The following is a 16,250-nucleotide window of genomic DNA, read 5'->3' as shown; positions in this document are numbered from 1 at the left end:
CGCGGGTGCTGCCAGGGCCCGCGCCGCAATCCCCACAGATCCCGAGGACATGCGCTGCTCGGCGCGGCCGCGACGGTTGAGGCGGGTGCGGCCCGGAGCGCACCCGCACTCGCCCTGTTATGTCGTTGCGTTACACGTGAGCGTCGGCGCCGGGTTGGAGCCGTTCCAACTGCCCAGGAAGCCGAACGTGGTCGAGGCTCTGGCGCCCAGCGAGCCGTTGTAGCCCGCGTTGCTGATCACCACATTGGGCGCGTTTGACCCGAGCGTGGCACTCCAGATCTGAGTGATGCTCTGGCCGTTGGCATACGTCCAGCGCACCGTCCAGCCGCGGACCGCGGCCGCGCCCGCGGTCACGGTCACCTCGGCCTGGAAGCCGCCCGACCACGAACCGGTCTGGCGGTATGTCGCCGTGCAGTTGCCCGGCTGGGTCGATGGCGACGGACTCGGGCTCTGCGACGGCGACGGCGAAACGCTCGGCGACGGGTCGGGTGACCCGCCCGGGAAGATCACGTCACTGCACAGGTAGTACGACTGGTCAGAGTGGCTGGCCTGCCAGATCGTGTAGATGATGTGGCGTCCCGAGCGCCCGGCGGCATTTCCGGGCACCTGGATCGACACGCCACCGGCCGGTTCGGGGGTCCACTGGTTGGCCGGCGTGTTGCCGATCTGGCCGACCAGCTCCAGGTCGGCCCAGCGCAACGGCTGCGTGAGCGCGTTGAAGCCCTGCCGCGTCACGTAGACCCGGATGTAGTCGGCGCCGTGGCTCGCCTGGTCCCACAGCTTGACCCGGAAGTTGTTGCCGATGTTGGCCGCGCGCCACGCACCGACGGCGTCCAGCGAGTCGTAGCGCCCGCCCTCGGCGTGGCCGCCGCTGCACAGCGTCCCGTCCGGGATGCCGCCCTGGTGGTTGCCGCGCAGGCCCTCACGGTACAGGCCGTTCCAGTTCCACATCGCGTTGGTGTTGTGCTGCCAGGCCTGCCAGCACATCGGGTCCTCAGTGGCCATCCTGGGGTTCTGGAAGTCGTTGCCCCAGCGCTGCCAGCAGCCGTAGTTGCGCGACGGTGGATCGACGATCGAGCCGTGCGCGGACGCCGAGTTCACCAGGGCCAGCGCCCCGAGAACCATGGCGCCGGCGACGGCGGCGATCACCATGCGCGAGCGAGAGGTTTTGGGCATGAAGTCTCCAAGGGAGGAAGTATTGCGCGCGGATTGCCCTCTCCGCGCCGGACTGCTCAGCTCCCGCGGATCTACCACCAGTGAACAGCCTCACATATTTGAATGAGTCCAGTCAATGGTTCTTGTGCGCACCGGCCAGGGTGCCCGACCGGCGCGCTGTTTGAACTCAGGCCCGGCGCCGCGTAGGGTCCATAGAAGACACCGGCCGTGACGTCGAGCAGGCCGACGTAAATCGTGTCGCCGTCGTTTTCTGTGTCGTAGACCCAAAGGACTTCGCCATACGGGTGCCATTCGGCCTTGGCCACCATGCCCCGGCCCGGGTAGCGCCACTCCACTTTGATCGCGACGCCGCCCACGTCGCGCTGGAAGAACGCCCCATCGGCCGGATCCGGGTAGGAGCACGGGCAGGTGTCGGTCTCCCGCCGGATCTCCGTGGCCGAAAGGTCGGCGTTGGTGTATGCCTGCGCCGGGCCGGCGAAGGCCAGTGTCGATGCCACCATGCTCAGCAGGACGACGGCCCCGTTGCTGCGCTTCTGTGCGTTCTGCGCATCTCACATCCTCCTCGTCGTGCAACGGCCGCAAGCAGTTCGCTTGCGCCGGTTCCACCCTGCTGGGCGTGGCTTGCCTACACCAGACAGTTCACCGTCAGTTGACCGTCAATTGGGCGCGCCGGCGCGTCATGTGCGGGTCCAGCTGACGACGCCCAGGCACATCTCGTCGGCCGTGCCGTCACCCCACACCACATAGCGCGGCTCCAGCGACTGCAGCGCCGGCAGCCGCTTCCGCAGGCCAGCGTCATGGGTGCAGGTCACCCGCAGGGTGTCGCCCGGTTTCACCGTGACCGGCTCGGGCAGCGGGTGCGCACCCTGATCGTCGAAGTTGTATTCCGGTACCTCCAAAAGGATTTTGGATTTCTTGGTACCGGGATTGAGCTCCACTTTGATCGATCGGCCAAGCAGATGCATATGGCCCGCGACCGCGTGGATCAGCCCGGCCTCGCGCACGGGAGTCGTGCACGACTGCACCGGGCCCGGCTTGGGCTGGCCCTTGTCGCACAGCAGGCTCAACCCCGACACGGCCAACCCGGCCTGCGCCCCGAAGCGCGCGTTGACGTCGAGGATCGCCTGCTGCCGGTCGCACAGCCGGCCCGACTCGCCCTCGGCGCACGGCAGCTCGACCGGTGCGGGCAAAAGCTTGGTATGCAACGGTTTGAGCCGTGCGTCGCCGCTGTCGCGCAGCCGCAGCCGGATGCCCGACCGGTCGGCGCCCTTCGCGCCCAGCGTGTTGTAGTGCACCTGCAGGACGATCTGACTTCCGGCCGCCATCTCGTAGCCCACGTTTTGCGCGAGGAGCACCTCGTCGCCGCCGGGCGCCCACGCCCCGATCCACGCCGCCGCGCCCCCGCTCACCTGGCGCAGGGGTTGGTCGGACGTGATGCCGGTGCCGCCGAAGCACGTCCAGCCGCCGCCGTCGGCCTTGGCGTCCAGCTCGCGCGCCTCGGCCACATCTGCGGCCGGGACCCGGAACAGGATCGCGTGGTGCACGATGGCCGCGTTGTCCGGCAGGAACTGCGAGCCCGTGATGAAGGTGGGCGCGGTCAGGCCGGGGTCGATCAGGAAGCAGCGATATTCGTCCGTGCCACGGGCGGGCGCGGGGGTGAACGGCTGGGGCAGGCTGAGCTCAAGGAACCGCTCCCCGTCGCGCAGTGGCTGCGGCGGCGGGATGCTGGCCTGGCCGCTGCCGTGGCCGGTGTGGTTGGCCGGCTCCGGCAAAGGCGCGGCAGCGGGCGTCGAGCAAGCGGACACGAAAGCGACGGCGAGGATCGATGCGATGGCGCGGGCGAGCGTCATGCACAGAACCTATCTCGCTGTCGGCGAACCCGGCACGCGATCGCAAAAGGGAGGTGAATCCGACGCGCGCCCTATGTCCCCGGCGAGATGTCCACATCGGACAAGCCTTCACGGGTTTCCCACTTGGCGGCGTGGGAAACGCCACTGAAGATGACGCGGTCCGTGCCGGCTAGCGCTCGGGCCGATCCGCCTCGGGTTCGACGGACGGGTCGAACTCGTCGTCCTGTTCAAAAGCCCGCTGGATCGCCTCGCGGTTGGCCTCGACCATGCGCGTCAGGTGATCCTGAAGCAGGTGCGCGTTGGGCGACCGGTTGGAGAAGATGGCGTCCCAGTTGTCCTGCCCCGTCTCCACTCGCTGGGCCAGGGTTCGCATCCCGTCGCCGAGTTCGCCGCGCAGCGCCGCCTGCTGCATCCGCCGCTGCTCCTCGGCGGTCGGCTTGTTCTCCCGCTCGAACCGGTCCATGGCTCGCACGGCGTTTTCCATGGCGTCGTTGAGCGCCGCTTTCGCCTGCTGCATGCGCGCTTCGATGGCGGTGAAATCGGGAGCCGTCACGCCGGCCCCGCGGCGGGTGCGGGCGGCAGCTTGCTGATGCTGAAGTAGTCGACGCAGAGCTTGATGGTGTCGATCACCAGGACCAGCGCGTTGAGGAAGACCTTGACCACCTTGATGGCCTGCCAGACCATCTTGATGCCCTCTTTGACCGTGTTGATGAGCTTCCACTGGCCATAGAAGGGAATCGCCGCGTTGGACAGCGCCGCCGACACGAGGCTGACCAGCGTGCGGATGATGTCGACAACCACCTGGGCCATCTTGACCGCATGGTCAATCATGTCCCACAGGTGCTCGCCCATCTTGCGCATCGCGCCGGCCTGCTCCAGCAGGCTCGTCGCCCACTTGTCCAGGTGCGAGGTCGCGGCGTTGGCCGCGTCGCCGCTCCACGTGTTGGCGATGGACTTGCGGCCCGACTTGAGGTTGTCCTCCACGATGTCGCAGCATTCAGCGACGGCCTTCCACGCCTCGACGTGCATCGCCGCCTTGTCGATGTCGCCGGCCAGCCAGCGGGTCACATGCTCGCGCGGGTCCGGGCCGCCGACCCACACGACCAGATCGCAGACCTTGTCGAGCAGGAAGCCGAATGACACCTCGGGAAGGTCGGGCATCCCGGCGGCCGCACTGCCCGGAGCGACCAGCGCACCCGTCGCCGAACCGCGGTCATCGAACCCGTTGGCCACCCCGTCGTCGGTGATGTTGCCCGTCTGGCCACCGGGCAGCTGGGCCAACCGGCCGGCGGATCGCTCGTCGGCCTCCTTGTAGTTGTCAGCCGACTGGCTCAACCCGTCGCGGGTGCGGCCCAGCCGGGTGCTGTCCTCCTGAAGGACGGCGTGGAACTTCGGGATCATCGCGGCGTAGTCGCCCGTGATCAGTTCGAGAATCCTGCCAAAGTCCGCATCGGCGATATGCGACGCGGCGTAGTTCTTCGCCGCACCCATATCGGTGGACGCGCGCCCGACCTGCCTGGCAAAACCCCTGAGATCGGATAGTTCTACTGCGACTTGCGCCAAGGCTACCTCCCCGGTTTCGATCGCCCCTGGCGATCGGCTGCCGTGGATTGTGCCATCGCGTGCGGCACGCTACAACTCGAACACCATGCAGACGTGACCTGCGGGTCAGTGAGTCCGCCAGAGCGCTACGATGAGGACGATCTGGACCAGCATCACGCCCAGGAGCACCAGCCACTGGTTGCCGAAGGACCACTTCCGATAGATCGCCCAGAACACCAGCGCGATGCCCGCGATGCCCGCGATAACCATCGGCACCGCCCACGCGATGTCACCGGCTGTGGCGCCGAAGACCGCGGCCAGGATCGAGAACAGGACGGCGCCCCACACGAACGTCTCGCGCAGCAGCCCTTCGGCAAGCGCCACCGCCGCCGCCCGCAGGAACCCGCCCCGCGCCTGCTTGCGCTCGGTTTCAGTCACCGCGTCATCGATCTGGCCCGCCCGCTCATACGCCTCGCGAAACAGCGGCCCATCGGCCTGCGTTGGCTCCCGCTTGCGATCCGACATAGCGCCACCCTAACCGCATCACCAGCACCTGCAAAGGTTAACCAGCGCGGCCGCCGCTCAACGGGCGAAGCATCCACCGCATTCAGATCCCAAGCGCATGCTCCGCCAAGCCGTCGATGTGTCCGGTGACGGGCGGCGCGGCCGGCCGGGTGATCGGGCAGCGCGGCCGGCCGGGTGAGCGGGCGGCCGCGCTTTGGGCCGGTCAGTGGTGGTCGAGTTGGGCACGGATTTCGCCGGCGGGGTATTGCGACGAGTGCACGTTGACGTATGCCGTGCCGGCGCGGATGGCGGCGACGAACTCGTTGAACTGTCCTGCCGCGATGCCCTGCGCCGCGGGCCCGATGACGTCGGCCGGGCGGATGGTGCCCGTGATCGTGGCGGGGGCGGCCGGGCAAGGCTGGGTGCCCGCCGGGCCGTTGCCGGCGTTGGTGCACAAGAAGACCATGATGCCGCCGCTTTGCGCCCGCCCGCCGAGGTGGATGTGGGCCTGCGTGATGTTGCCCTCAAGGTTGGCATAGGACAGCCGGTAGCCGACCTCCTGGGCCGAGTTGTTGACCAACGCCCGGAACTGGCCGCTGCCCGTGGTGGACAGGGCGAGTGGATCCTCCTGGTAGCCGGAGAGGCGTACCCGCAAGCCGTCGATGTCGTTGTCGGCCAATGCCGCGCTGCCCGCGGTCGTGACAAGCATGGCAGCCCCGGCGACGAGCGCGATCGCCATGACGCGAGCGCGTTTGGTGAACACGGGTGTTCTCCCTTCCGAAGGTATTGACTCCTCCTCATCCTCACGGACGCGGCACGGCAAACGTTCAGGTTGTTGTGCTTAGGCCGCGTTCGAAGAAGGCGTGCAACGGCCGCACATGCCGGTCGGGGCGGCGCCACTCGGCGAGCAGGTCTTCGAGGAGGTGCAGTTCCTCGACCATCTGCGTGCCACGGTAGCGCCGGATCACGGGATGGATGAACGCGCTTTCGGCCGCCCGGCCGGGCTCCGGATGACGCTCGATGTTGAACACGTCGGCGTATTCGTCGCGCCCCCAGCGCAGGCTGAACGTGTAGTAGTGCGGCTCGCCCGCTTCGCCTTCGCCGAAGCGTTGCACCGCATACTCCTCCGGCAGATCCTCGTAATGCCGCACCTGCCCGGCGGCCTGATCGACGACGAGCACGTCGCAGAGGAACTCGAACTGCGTCCACAGGGCCGAGCTCCAGTTGACCCGCCCGAGCGTCAGATCGGTGAGCGTGCGTGCGTCGGCGCGCACCGTGCCGAACGCGAGCGACACTCCTTCGTAGCGTTCGCGCAGCAAACGGGTCAGCGTCCGCAGGTTGTACCGGAACCCGTCGATGAACGCCGACGACGCCCGTTTGAAGTCGCGCTCCTGCGCGATGGTGCCCGCGAAGTAAAGTCCGTCCACATTGGTCGACTGCCAGTCGGGCCCCACCGCCGGCAGGCGCCCGTCGCGTACCATGTCGGGTTCGCAGGAATCGGCGAAAACGCCTGTGTCCATGCGAAACCCGGTGCACCGGATGACCGACTCGTATTCCAGCGTCGCCGTCTCGCCATCGGCGTGGGTGTAGGTGATGTCGACCTCGAACCGGTCGCCCACCCGGCGGATCTCGTCGATCGTGCAGTCGAGCACCGAGTGCAGCGTCTTGAACTGGTAGCTGTCCAAAATGGAGCCATACTGGCCGCGCACGTCGCCCGGGTGCTTGGTGTTCCAGGCAAGCTTCAGCGGGTTCCGGCTGGCCAGGTGCACCATCGACGTGTGCGGCAGGATCGCGTGCGCCGTCTCGAACGCCGAATTCCCCTTGCCCACGATCAGGACCCGATGCCCGGTGAACGCCGCGGGATCGGTGGGCACATCCTCGTACCCCATAGAAAATTCAATGCCCTTTATTCTTGGTACGAAGGGGGCACCCCACCCGGTCGCCACGATCACACACTCGGCCTCGATCGGCTCACCGTCGGTCTCGATGCGGAAGTGCCGCCCGTCGCGTTCGATGCGCCGGACCTCGGTGGCATAACTGACGTCGAGGCCGTGCGTCTTCTGGAAGTCGGCCAGGTAGCGCAGCAGGTCGTCGGCGTGCGGGTAATACTCGCTGCTGTAGCGCGGAAACATGAGCTGCGGCGCGTCGTTGAGCAGCGAGTTCCAGTCCCAGCGCAGCCGGATCTCCGGGTCGGTGCTGTGCGTGTGCACCTTGTTCAGCGAGATCAGCCTGCGATGGCGCGGGTAATGCCGGAAGAACGACCCTGGGACGCTATCGCGCTCCAGGGTCAGGTAGTCGGCACCCGCGCGGTGCAAGTAGTAGCTCAGCTGCAACCCGGCCGGCCCGGCCCCGACGATCACAAATCGACGCATGCCCTGTACTACGGGTCCAGCGATCGTTTGTGCTTCACGAGCACCTCGATCTTGTAGCGACTCGGCCTGGCAAGAGTCGATCGGATTCCCGACTCAACCACGCCGAATGGCGGGAAGGATAATGACCCGGTGCGTGACGCATGGAAATGGGGCATCGCGGTCGGCGTCCTCTTTGCCGGCCTCGGCTTTTTCCTCTGGGGCACCGGATTGCTGGCGAGCTTCCTGCAGGCGCAGGGACTCGACAATGCCGATCGTCATGCCAGTGTCCTGTCCCTCTTCGTCGGCATCGTCGGCGTGCTGTTCGCGGCCACTAGCACGGTGCTTAGCGCGCTGGCCCTACGTATACCGCGGACGATCAAATTGGCGCCGCTCAAGGTGGCTACGCCCGCGCCGGGTACCGGGCAGGACGATCTTGATTCCCACCTGGAGGAACTGCAGTTCGCCATTGCCGTAGATCACGATCGGCTGTTCGGCGTGGAGGATGAACTTCAGCAGCTGGGCCGGCTATTGGCCAACCCGCATGGCGATTGGATCATAAGTATCCTGGGGGAGGCGGGGGTCGGCAAGACCGCGCTTGCCTACGACCTCGTGATGCGGTTCGCGCGACAGGCAGGCTTTCGGCGGGTCGCCGCGGTCTCGGCTAAATTCAGCTATCTCGATCAAGCTGGCAGACTGCAGTCCGACCGGGGCAAGGTTTCGATCGACTGGCGTGATCTCCTGGTAGAGCTGGCCGGTCGGTTGCGCCTGCGCATGGATCTTCGACCGGACTCCGTCGAAGAACAGCTCCCGCTCGTCATGCCGGCTGAGCCTTGCTTGATGGTCATCGATAATCTCGAAACCGTTGCCGAGGCACAGGTGGTGGTGAACTACTTGGCGAGCAGCGGGCTACTGCGACCGCACAAGGTCGTGTTGACGACGAGGGCCGCGACAGGTGCGCAAGCGCCACGTGGTCTGCGGGAACGCCGCTGGACCGGACCCGACCGGCAGGCAGCGCAGGAATACGCACGATATCTCGCAGGCGATGACCGCACGCTTGACCCGCGCCCGGGGGACCTCATGGACGTTGTCGAGGCTGCCCAACGAATACCCCTTCTGATAAAGATCATAATTTCTCAGGCGATCTACAAACGGCTTCCCATCCGTGAGGTGATCGCCCGATTGCGTGAGCGAGGTGGAGTCCTCGGCTCGGCTGTCTGGTCCTATTGCTACGCCGATTCGTTGAACGCTTTGGCTGCACGGGTCGGTCAGGACACCGCCGAGCTCCTGATGTCGGTCTACTGCACCAAAAAGCCCAGCAGCTCCTTCACCGTCGAAGAGCTGCGTGCCGCCAGCAGGATCGAAGACCCGGCCCGATTCGAAGACGCTGTGGCCGCCGCATGCAACCTCTCGCTCATGCAGTCACTCGCTGGAAACACGCGTTTCACCGTCCATTCGCTCCTGCGCCAGTATTATTGCGGCGCTCTCGATGCATGAGGTCCGTGACAGGGGGCTTGATGCGCTGGACTGGCAGCGCAGGCTTGCCACGCGCGCATCGAGCCGGGAGTCATGGCGTCACCGCACCGCGCAGCTCATCGACGAGGCGCGTGTCGGGAAAGCGGAGGTCTGGAAGCTGCTCAGCGAGTTCACGTTCTGGATCGGATTCACCGCTCGCCGGCCCCATGTCGCCCAACGAGATTTGCTTGGAGACCTGCTCGCGGAATTCGCTCGCCTAGTGAAGAGCGTAGAGAGCATCGATGAGGAGGCCGACCGCCGGCAGGAAAGCAGCGTTCTGGTCGCACTCGACCAGGCCATAGGTCTACAGGAGGCGGCCGGGACGCCGGTGACCGATCTGCTCTTGGCAAAGGCGGGATATCTCCGATCCTCGGGGACCATGGCCGAGCGCCTGGCGACGATGCGCGCCGCCGTCGCCAGCGCCGTACCCGGTGATCCGGCATGGGCTCGGGCGATGGTTACTCTGTGCGCGTATCAAGTCGCTATCAGCCGTTACGATGACGCCATCAAGACGGCGCGGGAACTCGGGGGCACGACATCAGACCGCAAGTATCGCTGCGCCATGCTGGCCCATGAGGGCGTCGCCCACTTCACCGCCTTCCACGACCACCGGCTCGCGCAGCAGCGCTTCGTCGAAGTAATACAGGACTACGGCTCGGCGGCGGCAGGCGACTCTGAGATCGGCCATTGGGTGGCAATGGCCTATCACTACCTAGCACGTCTCATGGATCTTGATCGTCGCCATAGGACGGCCCTCGACCTGTACTTCAAAGGCAAGGAGATAGCAGAAAGCAGCCGCCAGGACGTCATTTCCGATGCCTTTGTGCATCTGCGCGTTGCTGAAACTCTGGTCGCGGCACGGCTCTTCGACACGGCCCGTACGCATCTCGACGTCGCCCAGGCACTCGTGATCAGACGTTCCGATCGCAGCTCGGCTCGGGTACAGGTGGAGCTGGGCTACGCCAAACTGGACGCGGCGATGGGCCGCTTCGCGGAGGCGACACGAAGGGTGAAGCAGGCTCGGCAACGCTCCGGCAAGGTGGCCTTCTGGCGTGGGGAGCTGCTGTGCACGGGATATCTACTGGCCCTGGCCATTCAACAGAAGGCGTGGTGGCGATTGCCATGGCTAGCTGGCCTGCTCCTCGGCAGCGCCTTCTTCGGCGAGCTGCGCCGCAACAACTTGACAAGGTTGATCCTGAAGGCGCCGCTGGCGTTGCGTGCGGTACTGCGTCAAATGTCCTCCCGCCCGTCGGCGCGCGATCCGGCCGGGGAACGCATCACGACCTGTCCGTGTGATTTGCACGGGCTGACAACAGGTGCGACCGCAGCCTCCATGCCGCCGCAATAATGATCATTATCGCGAGGGTGGCGACCACACCCCACGTGATCGTGCGGAATAGCAGGTCTGGTATGCGAACCCGGCCGCCGGCCACCACGGATAGGGCACCGGTCAACGATCCGAGCACGGCACTGGTGAGCATGAGGATCCACGCAGCGACCGCGAACGGACGGCGGCTCATCAACGGGCGTTGTGACGGCGTCTTTGGGAGCCGCCAACACCACACGACAACGATGACAAGGCCGCCCACGCTGCTGATGTGTTGCGCCCATTCGTATCCGGCGAACGGACCGTAGTGTCCGGACAGCATCGGCGAGTGGCGCGCACCCCACATGCCTTTGTGCGTGAAGGAATCCCATACGATGTGTGTCAGGGTCCCAATGGTCAGTGAGGCCACGGTGAGCAGCTGGCGACGCAGGTCCTGAAAGTGGAACCGCAGCCCGGCCGGAGCGCGCGAGGGCAGCCGATCGCGTATGGGCTTCGGCGCGATCGCGACCATGGCAGGCCCCAGTAGCGCTTGCCATGCCACGAACACCAGCGCTGCCATGGCCAGATCGATGCTGACCGCGCCCCAGAGGGAGTGCGTTATCGCGACGCTTGGAAGGAACGGGAAGTAGAGCGGGAGATCTGGCACGATGCTCCCGATAACCAAGCCTGAAGCCGGCAAGCCCCAGCGCAAGAAGGGCAGTACGGCGGCAGGATGACTACCGGTGAAGGGCATGGATCATACTAAGCGGCCTAAGCGGCGCAAACCCATACGACGGGGCCGGGCGTTGACGGGTTGGGCGGGGTTGGGCCATGCTGGGGAGCGCTCTCACGAAGAACGGGGTTCCGACGATGCCGAGTCCGACACAGCGCCAGCTGACCGTGCAAGACGTTGCCGCATATGCCCGGGAAGCGTTTGCCCAGTCGATTGTGGAGGCGGCGCCGATCGGTGGCGGCACGTTCGCGGCCGTGTGGCGCGTTCGGCTCGACGACGGACGTGATGTCGTGCTCAAGGTGGGGCCCCGGCCGGATGTGCGGCTGCTGCGGTACGAGGCCGACATGATCCCGTCGGAGGCCGCGTACTACCGCATGGTGGCCGGGCTTGCGCCCGTGCCCACCGTGCTTCACGAGGGCGACGACTGGATCTTCGTCACGCTCCTGCCTGGGGTGCCGCTGGGGTTCGGCGAGCCCGCGCCGACCGTGCGGTCGGAGCTGGGAGCGGCGGTGGCGCGCGTGCACACGGTGACGGGCGAGCGGTTCGGCTATCCGGGCGATCGTCCACATGCGACAGACTGGCCCACGGCGTTCGCCGCGATGGTCGAGGCGATGCTGGCCGACGCGGTGGACTGGGACGTGTCACTTCCCGTTGCGCCGCAACGGGTGCGCGAGGTCGTCAGCAGCCGGGCCGCGCTGCTGAAGGAGGTCACCACGCCCGTGCTCGTCCACTTCGATCTGTGGGACGGCAACGTGCTGCACGACAACGGGCGCCTCACCGGCATGGTGGACGGGGAGCGGTACCTGTATGGGGATCCGCTTTTCGATTTTGTGTCGCCTGCCCTCTTCCAGCGGATCGAGGACGTGCCGGATCATCCGTTCGTGCGCGGATACGGCCCGGGGATCGAGCTCGACCCCGAACGCCTGTCGCTGTACCGGATGTACCTGTACCTGCTCATGGTGACCGAGGTGCCGAGCCGGTGTATCACCGACCCGGCACGCATCGACTTTCTACGGGACAACCTCGCACGCGAGGTGTCCTTTTTGGACTAGCCGCCCGGGAACAGCGAACCGTAGTCGGCGAAGGCCATCGCGACGTCGGCCTGCGCCCAGAAGCGGTGATACCGGAAGGTGGGAGCCTGGCCGGTACCGTTCATGTAAGCCTGGATCGGACCCCACGCGGGATCCTGGGCGTAGAACGGCCGGATGCTCATGAACGTGGAGCTGGAGTTGATCGGAGCCCCGCTCGGCATGGTGCCGCTGAAGCCCGGCGGGATGTACAGGCCGGTCTGCGTGGAGGAGTTCCACACGTCGTCGAACCGGTTGTAGTCGCGCCGGATCTCGTCGACCACGATGCCACGGCCGGTCGTGTCGGCCGCCTTCAAGGCGATCATCCGGTCGAGCAGGCCCTTGGCCGTGTCCTTGGCGCGGGTGCCGAGCGCGGTCCCGCCCTCCTTGGCCGCATACCACGTGAGCGTCCGCGCGTAGGCCGCGCCAACGCCGACGTCGTTCGTGGTGTTGACGACGGCCACGCGCAGGTTCGGGTTGGGCCCCGGCCCGCTCGGGCTGCCGCTGTAGGAGGCAGCGGGAGCGCCTGACCACGTCATGTCGCTCGGGAACGAATACGAGGTGCCCGCGCCGAGCGTCGTGTTGTTGACCGCCCAGTTGACCCAGCGATCCAGGATCGTCTTGGCCTTCGCGTCACCGGTCACGTAGTAGTACTCCGCGACCCGCTCCAGCGACCACGCCTGGAAGCCGAACCATTGGTTCGACGGCGGGTCGTGGAACACCGGCTGGAAGTCGTAAGCCCAGCCGTAGAACGTCGGCGTGCCCGCGGGCGGCGCCGAGTAGTTGCCGTTCCAGCTGTTGGTCGCGCCACCGGCGATCGCGCCGTCGGCCGATTGCAGCCACAGGTAGGAGTCGAGCTGCCGGCCGAGGCTGGTGTTCCAGTCGGCGGCGGCCGTCGGCGACTGCGGGCGCAGCTGCGTGGGGCCGGCCGGCGAGAGGATCCACGCCGCGAGCGGGTTCTGGTAGCCCTGATGCCACGAGCTCGAACCGATGCGCCAGGACCACGCGCCGGCCATCTCGCCGCCCCACGCGTAGTACCAGGTGAGCATGTAGGACGAGCTGCTCTTGCCGGAGCCCGGGGCGCAGGACGGCGACGTGCAACCGGGATTCTTGAAATACTTGTCATAGAAGGAGTACCGGAGGAAGTCGCCCATCTTGGCCGCCTTGCTCAGCGACGCGGTGATCTGCGACTGGTTGTTTTGCGCGGTGGCCCACTGCAGCGCCCAATAGGTGGCCTGCACGGCGCGCGCGTCGGCATCGGGGGCGTTGGTGTAACGCCACTGCCCGGTGCCCGAGCCCGCGATGAACAGGGACGGGTAGTTGGCGAACCGGCCGGTGTCGCACGACGGGTGCGCCACGGTCTCCCACACCGACTCCTGCGGCCCACGCTGATAGGTGTTGATGTAGGTCACGCGCTGCGTGTTGTCGCCGCACTCGGCCGACGTGCGGCCGGTACCGTATCCGTAAACGTCATCGACGTCCAGCAGCCAATGCATCCCGTAGATGTTGCGGTTGCCATAGGTCGACTGCAGCTCATTGGCCAGCGGGTCCGATCCGGCGACCACGGTGGTGCTCAGTGTGGACGGATAGCCACTGGGCTGCGGGTGCTCGGGCGCGTAGTCGGCCGGATCGCTCGGGTTGTAGCTCGTCGATCCGCCCGGCTGGCCCGCCGCCGACGGGATGATGTATTGCTCGGTCACGTTCCAGGCGTTGTTGAACGGGGTCCAGTTCCCGGTCACCCGGCCATACTGGGCCTCAAGCCAGATCAGGAAGCTGAACGCCTCCGACGTGGTCTCGTGGCCGTGGTCGGGCGCCTCGACGATCAGCGTTTCGATCGCGTGGTACGGGATGCCCTCGGGGGAGAGGTAGCCGTTGGCCGGGTTCTTGATTTTGTCGTACTGGATGGTGAACTCGGTGATGTAGGAGTTCTGCGGCGCGTCGTCGTCGATCTCCGTCGCGTTGACGGTGACGCTCGTCAGGCCGGTGGACGCGACCGTGAACGGGCGCGTGCCGTTGGTGTTGTCGGCGTCCTGCGCGGCGGCGACCACCACATTCTGGGTCATGTTCCAGTTGTTGGGCGTGAACGTCAGCGTCCCACCACTTTGGACGGTCAGGTTGGCGTCGCCGGTGCCGGCCGTGGTCGTGACGGTGACGTTGGCCGTCGGCTGCGCCGACAGGCGCACGGCGAACGGCGCGGACGAACCCTCCGGCACGGTGATCGTGGTCGGCGTGACCACAATCGTCTGGCCGGTCTCGTTGTCCGACTCGGTCGCGGTGACGGTGACGCTCGGCAGCCCGGCGGAGGCGACCGTGAACTGGCGCGAACCGTTGGTATTGTCCGGATCCTCGGCAGCCGTGACGGTCACGGTCTGCGCGACGTTCCAGTTGGCGGTCGTGAACGTGAGCGTCGCCGGCGCGGCGGTCAGGCTGGTGTCGCCCGTGCCCGCGGCGATCGAGACGGACACGTTCGCCGTCGGCTGGGTCTGCAACCGCACCGTGAACGTGTTGGTGCCGCCCTCGGGGACCGTGAGACCAGCCGGCACCACGATGAGCGCCTGCGACGTGTCGTTGTCGGCCTCGGTGGCGGACACGGTCACGGTGGTCAGGCCCGGCGACGAGACGGTGATCGGGCGCGACCCGTTGGTCGTGTCGGCGTCCTCGGCCGCGGCCAGAGTCACGTTTTGCACGACGTTCCAGTTGGCCGGGGTGAAGATGAGGCCCGGCGGTGGGGGCACAACGGTCAGGTCGGCGTCGCCCGTACCGGCGGTGACGTTCACCGTCACGTTGGCGGAAGGCTGGGTTTGCAGCCGCACACCGAACGAGGCCGTGCCGCCCTCCGGCACGTTGACCGTGGTCGGCGAGACGACCAGGGCTTGGGCGTTGTCGTTGTCCGCCTCCGTGGCCGTGACCGTGACACTGGTCAGGCCGGCCGACGCCACGGTGAACGGTCTTGTGCCATTGTTGGTGTCGGCGTCCTCGGCGGCGCTGACTGTGACATTCTGTGCCACATTCCAGTTGGTGGGGGTGAACGTGAGGCTCCCGCCGCCGGTGATGGTCAGGTTGGTGTCACCCGTCCCGGCCGTCGACGTCACGGTCACGTTCGCGCTCGGCTGCGACTGCAGCCGCACCGAATAGGTGTTCATGCCGCCCTCGGGCACGCTCAGCGCGGTCGGCGTGACGACAAGCCCCTGCTGCGGGGTGCCCGTGCACAGGACTCCGTTGATGGTAAACGCGGTCGGGTCCACGTTGGACCCGCTGTAGGATCCGTTGAACCCGATCCCGACGGACCCGTTCGTGGGAACGTTGCCGTTGTAGGACAGGTTGGTGACGGACACGTTCTGGCCGTTCTGCGTCCAGTTGCCCGACCATGGGCCGGTCACCTGCTGGTTGCCCGCGAAGGCGAACGTCAGCGTCCAACCGGTCCACGGATCTCCGAGATTTTGCAGCGTGAGATTGGCACCGAATCCGCTGCCGTTGTCCCACGTCTTCTGATAGGTCACCTGACAGGCGATCGCTGCCTGAGCCGGGCCGGCGACGTTTACCAGGCTCCCGACTATCAACGCGCCTACCGCGATCAAAGCGGTGCGGCGCCGGCGTCGCAACATGCGCAACACATTGACTCCTCGGCGATTGCGCCGGCGCGCCGCCCGTGGCGCAGACCGGCCGTGGGAACGGTTCGCAGCGCCGTCTCTGCCTAGCGGCGCCGAGTCACGTGCCTGTCTGCTCCTGCTCTTGGGGATGCGAGTTTCGAGAGTGGTCAATATTTTCGCACGTGCCGGGTGCCCTGCCAATCGCCATTGCCTCGATCATGAACTTGAAGTCCAGGATTCGGCTGCGCGTCGCGACGCCGACTTCATGGTCAGCGCGGCCTTTGGGAATCGCCGACCGCCGCCGTACGGTTGCGGGCCTACGTGAGCAGGCGGGCGTTGGCGATCGGGGCACGGTCCACGACGCAGCACTGAATAACGCGCAGGACATCGTCGGCACGTGACGCAGCGAGGACGGGGTCGGAGGTGACCCCCGGGCGGACGGCACGGCCGACACCGGTCACATCGATCATGAAGTTTCCGAGGCGACACGCCGTCCAACATGGACATGAGTTCATGACCAACGAGAAAAGAGGTGCCCCCGCCCGGGTCGGGCGAGGGCACGTGCGGCGAACCGCTCCGGTCAGGCCGCGGCGGGCTCGGGGAGGGGGTGGGCGGCGCG

At 66.7% G+C, this 16,250-nt stretch carries 14 protein-coding genes; 4 read left to right on the top strand and 10 right to left on the bottom strand.

Annotation, left to right across the window (positions count from 1 at the left end; genetic code table 11):
* Positions 1–117: 117 nt before the first annotated feature.
* From DM816_RS21300 to DM816_RS21265, 8 genes are all read right to left on the bottom strand, one after another.
* Positions 118–1,176 carry a lytic polysaccharide monooxygenase auxiliary activity family 9 protein gene (locus DM816_RS21300; RefSeq protein ID WP_117212097.1) on the bottom strand — a complete coding sequence of 353 codons (1,059 nt, stop codon included), beginning with the start codon at positions 1,174–1,176 and terminating at the stop codon, positions 118–120.
* 71 nt (positions 1,177–1,247) lie between these two features.
* On the bottom strand, positions 1,248–1,676 hold the full coding sequence (locus DM816_RS21295; RefSeq protein WP_117212096.1) for a hypothetical protein: 429 nt from the start codon (positions 1,674–1,676) through the stop codon (positions 1,248–1,250).
* Between the two features lie 177 nt (positions 1,677–1,853).
* Positions 1,854–3,026 carry a monooxygenase gene (locus tag DM816_RS21290; RefSeq protein ID WP_117212095.1) on the bottom strand — a complete coding sequence of 391 codons (1,173 nt, stop codon included), beginning with the start codon at positions 3,024–3,026 and terminating at the stop codon, positions 1,854–1,856.
* 169 nt (positions 3,027–3,195) lie between these two features.
* Complete coding sequence (locus DM816_RS21285) at positions 3,196–3,579, bottom strand: hypothetical protein (RefSeq protein ID WP_117212094.1); 384 nt, start codon at positions 3,577–3,579, stop codon at positions 3,196–3,198.
* Entirely contained in the window at positions 3,576–4,589 is a 1,014-nt protein-coding gene (locus tag DM816_RS21280; RefSeq protein ID WP_162907678.1) for a hypothetical protein, read from the bottom strand. Before DM816_RS21280 ends, DM816_RS21285 begins: the two co-directional genes overlap by 4 nt.
* Before the next feature lie 105 nt (positions 4,590–4,694).
* Positions 4,695–5,093 (bottom strand): hypothetical protein, encoded by a 399-nt coding sequence (locus DM816_RS21275; RefSeq protein ID WP_117212092.1) that lies wholly within the window; start codon positions 5,091–5,093, stop codon positions 4,695–4,697.
* 202 nt (positions 5,094–5,295) lie between these two features.
* On the bottom strand, positions 5,296–5,835 hold the full coding sequence (locus DM816_RS21270) for a CHRD domain-containing protein (protein ID WP_117212091.1): 540 nt from the start codon (positions 5,833–5,835) through the stop codon (positions 5,296–5,298).
* A gap of 64 nt (positions 5,836–5,899) precedes the next feature.
* Positions 5,900–7,444, bottom strand: coding sequence for an NAD(P)-binding domain-containing protein (locus tag DM816_RS21265; RefSeq protein ID WP_117212090.1), 1,545 nt, complete (start codon positions 7,442–7,444; stop codon positions 5,900–5,902).
* Between the two features lie 129 nt (positions 7,445–7,573).
* Between DM816_RS21265 and DM816_RS21260 the strand changes: the two genes are divergently transcribed.
* Positions 7,574–8,917 (top strand): ATP-binding protein, encoded by a 1,344-nt coding sequence (locus tag DM816_RS21260; RefSeq protein WP_117212089.1) that lies wholly within the window; start codon positions 7,574–7,576, stop codon positions 8,915–8,917.
* On the top strand, positions 8,910–10,283 hold the full coding sequence (locus DM816_RS21255; protein ID WP_117212088.1) for a hypothetical protein: 1,374 nt from the start codon (positions 8,910–8,912) through the stop codon (positions 10,281–10,283). The genes DM816_RS21260 and DM816_RS21255 overlap by 8 nt, the downstream gene beginning before the upstream one ends.
* On the opposite strand, the gene DM816_RS21250 is transcribed toward DM816_RS21255, so the two are convergent.
* The gene (locus DM816_RS21250; protein ID WP_117212087.1) at positions 10,213–10,995 is read right to left on the bottom strand and encodes a DUF4184 family protein; all 783 of its coding nucleotides are present in this window, start codon (positions 10,993–10,995) and stop codon (positions 10,213–10,215) included. The two genes, DM816_RS21255 and DM816_RS21250, sit on opposite strands and share 71 nt — an antisense overlap.
* Positions 10,996–11,111: 116 nt before the next feature.
* Between DM816_RS21250 and DM816_RS21245 the strand changes: the two genes are divergently transcribed.
* On the top strand, positions 11,112–12,026 hold the full coding sequence (locus DM816_RS21245; RefSeq protein WP_246002093.1) for an aminoglycoside phosphotransferase family protein: 915 nt from the start codon (positions 11,112–11,114) through the stop codon (positions 12,024–12,026).
* Here the strand turns inward: DM816_RS21245 and DM816_RS21240 are convergent.
* Positions 12,023–15,646 carry a glycoside hydrolase family 48 protein gene (locus DM816_RS21240; RefSeq protein WP_117212085.1) on the bottom strand — a complete coding sequence of 1,208 codons (3,624 nt, stop codon included), beginning with the start codon at positions 15,644–15,646 and terminating at the stop codon, positions 12,023–12,025. The genes DM816_RS21245 and DM816_RS21240 overlap by 4 nt on opposite strands.
* 167 nt (positions 15,647–15,813) lie before the next feature.
* Here DM816_RS21240 and DM816_RS42760 point away from each other — a divergent pair, with 167 nt between their 5' ends.
* Positions 15,814–16,032: a hypothetical protein gene (locus tag DM816_RS42760; protein ID WP_162907677.1), complete on the top strand. Its 219-nt coding sequence runs from the start codon at positions 15,814–15,816 to the stop codon at positions 16,030–16,032.
* Positions 16,033–16,250: the final 218 nt, after the last annotated feature.

This window comes from Allorhizocola rhizosphaerae, assembly GCF_003426775.1.
Lineage (GTDB): Bacteria > Actinomycetota > Actinomycetes > Mycobacteriales > Micromonosporaceae > Allorhizocola > Allorhizocola rhizosphaerae.
This window is presented reverse-complemented; position numbering and strand designations above follow the sequence as displayed.

What these genes read in the sequence shown, in the direction of transcription:
- DM816_RS21300 (WP_117212097.1), bottom strand. Translation starts at nt 1,176, where the DNA reads ATGCCCAAAACCTCTCGCTCGCGCATGGTGATCGCCGCCGTCGCCGGC.
- DM816_RS21295 (WP_117212096.1), bottom strand. Translation starts at nt 1,676, where the DNA reads ATGGTGGCATCGACACTGGCCTTCGCCGGCCCGGCGCAGGCATACACC.
- DM816_RS21290 (WP_117212095.1), bottom strand. Translation starts at nt 3,026, where the DNA reads ATGACGCTCGCCCGCGCCATCGCATCGATCCTCGCCGTCGCTTTCGTG.
- DM816_RS21275 (WP_117212092.1), bottom strand. Translation starts at nt 5,093, where the DNA reads ATGTCGGATCGCAAGCGGGAGCCAACGCAGGCCGATGGGCCGCTGTTT.
- DM816_RS21265 (WP_117212090.1), bottom strand. Translation starts at nt 7,444, where the DNA reads ATGCGTCGATTTGTGATCGTCGGGGCCGGGCCGGCCGGGTTGCAGCTG.
- DM816_RS21255 (WP_117212088.1), top strand. Translation starts at nt 8,910, where the DNA reads ATGCATGAGGTCCGTGACAGGGGGCTTGATGCGCTGGACTGGCAGCGC.
- DM816_RS21250 (WP_117212087.1), bottom strand. Translation starts at nt 10,995, where the DNA reads ATGCCCTTCACCGGTAGTCATCCTGCCGCCGTACTGCCCTTCTTGCGC.
- DM816_RS21245 (WP_246002093.1), top strand. Translation starts at nt 11,112, where the DNA reads ATGCCGAGTCCGACACAGCGCCAGCTGACCGTGCAAGACGTTGCCGCA.
- DM816_RS21240 (WP_117212085.1), bottom strand. Translation starts at nt 15,646, where the DNA reads ATGTTGCGACGCCGGCGCCGCACCGCTTTGATCGCGGTAGGCGCGTTG.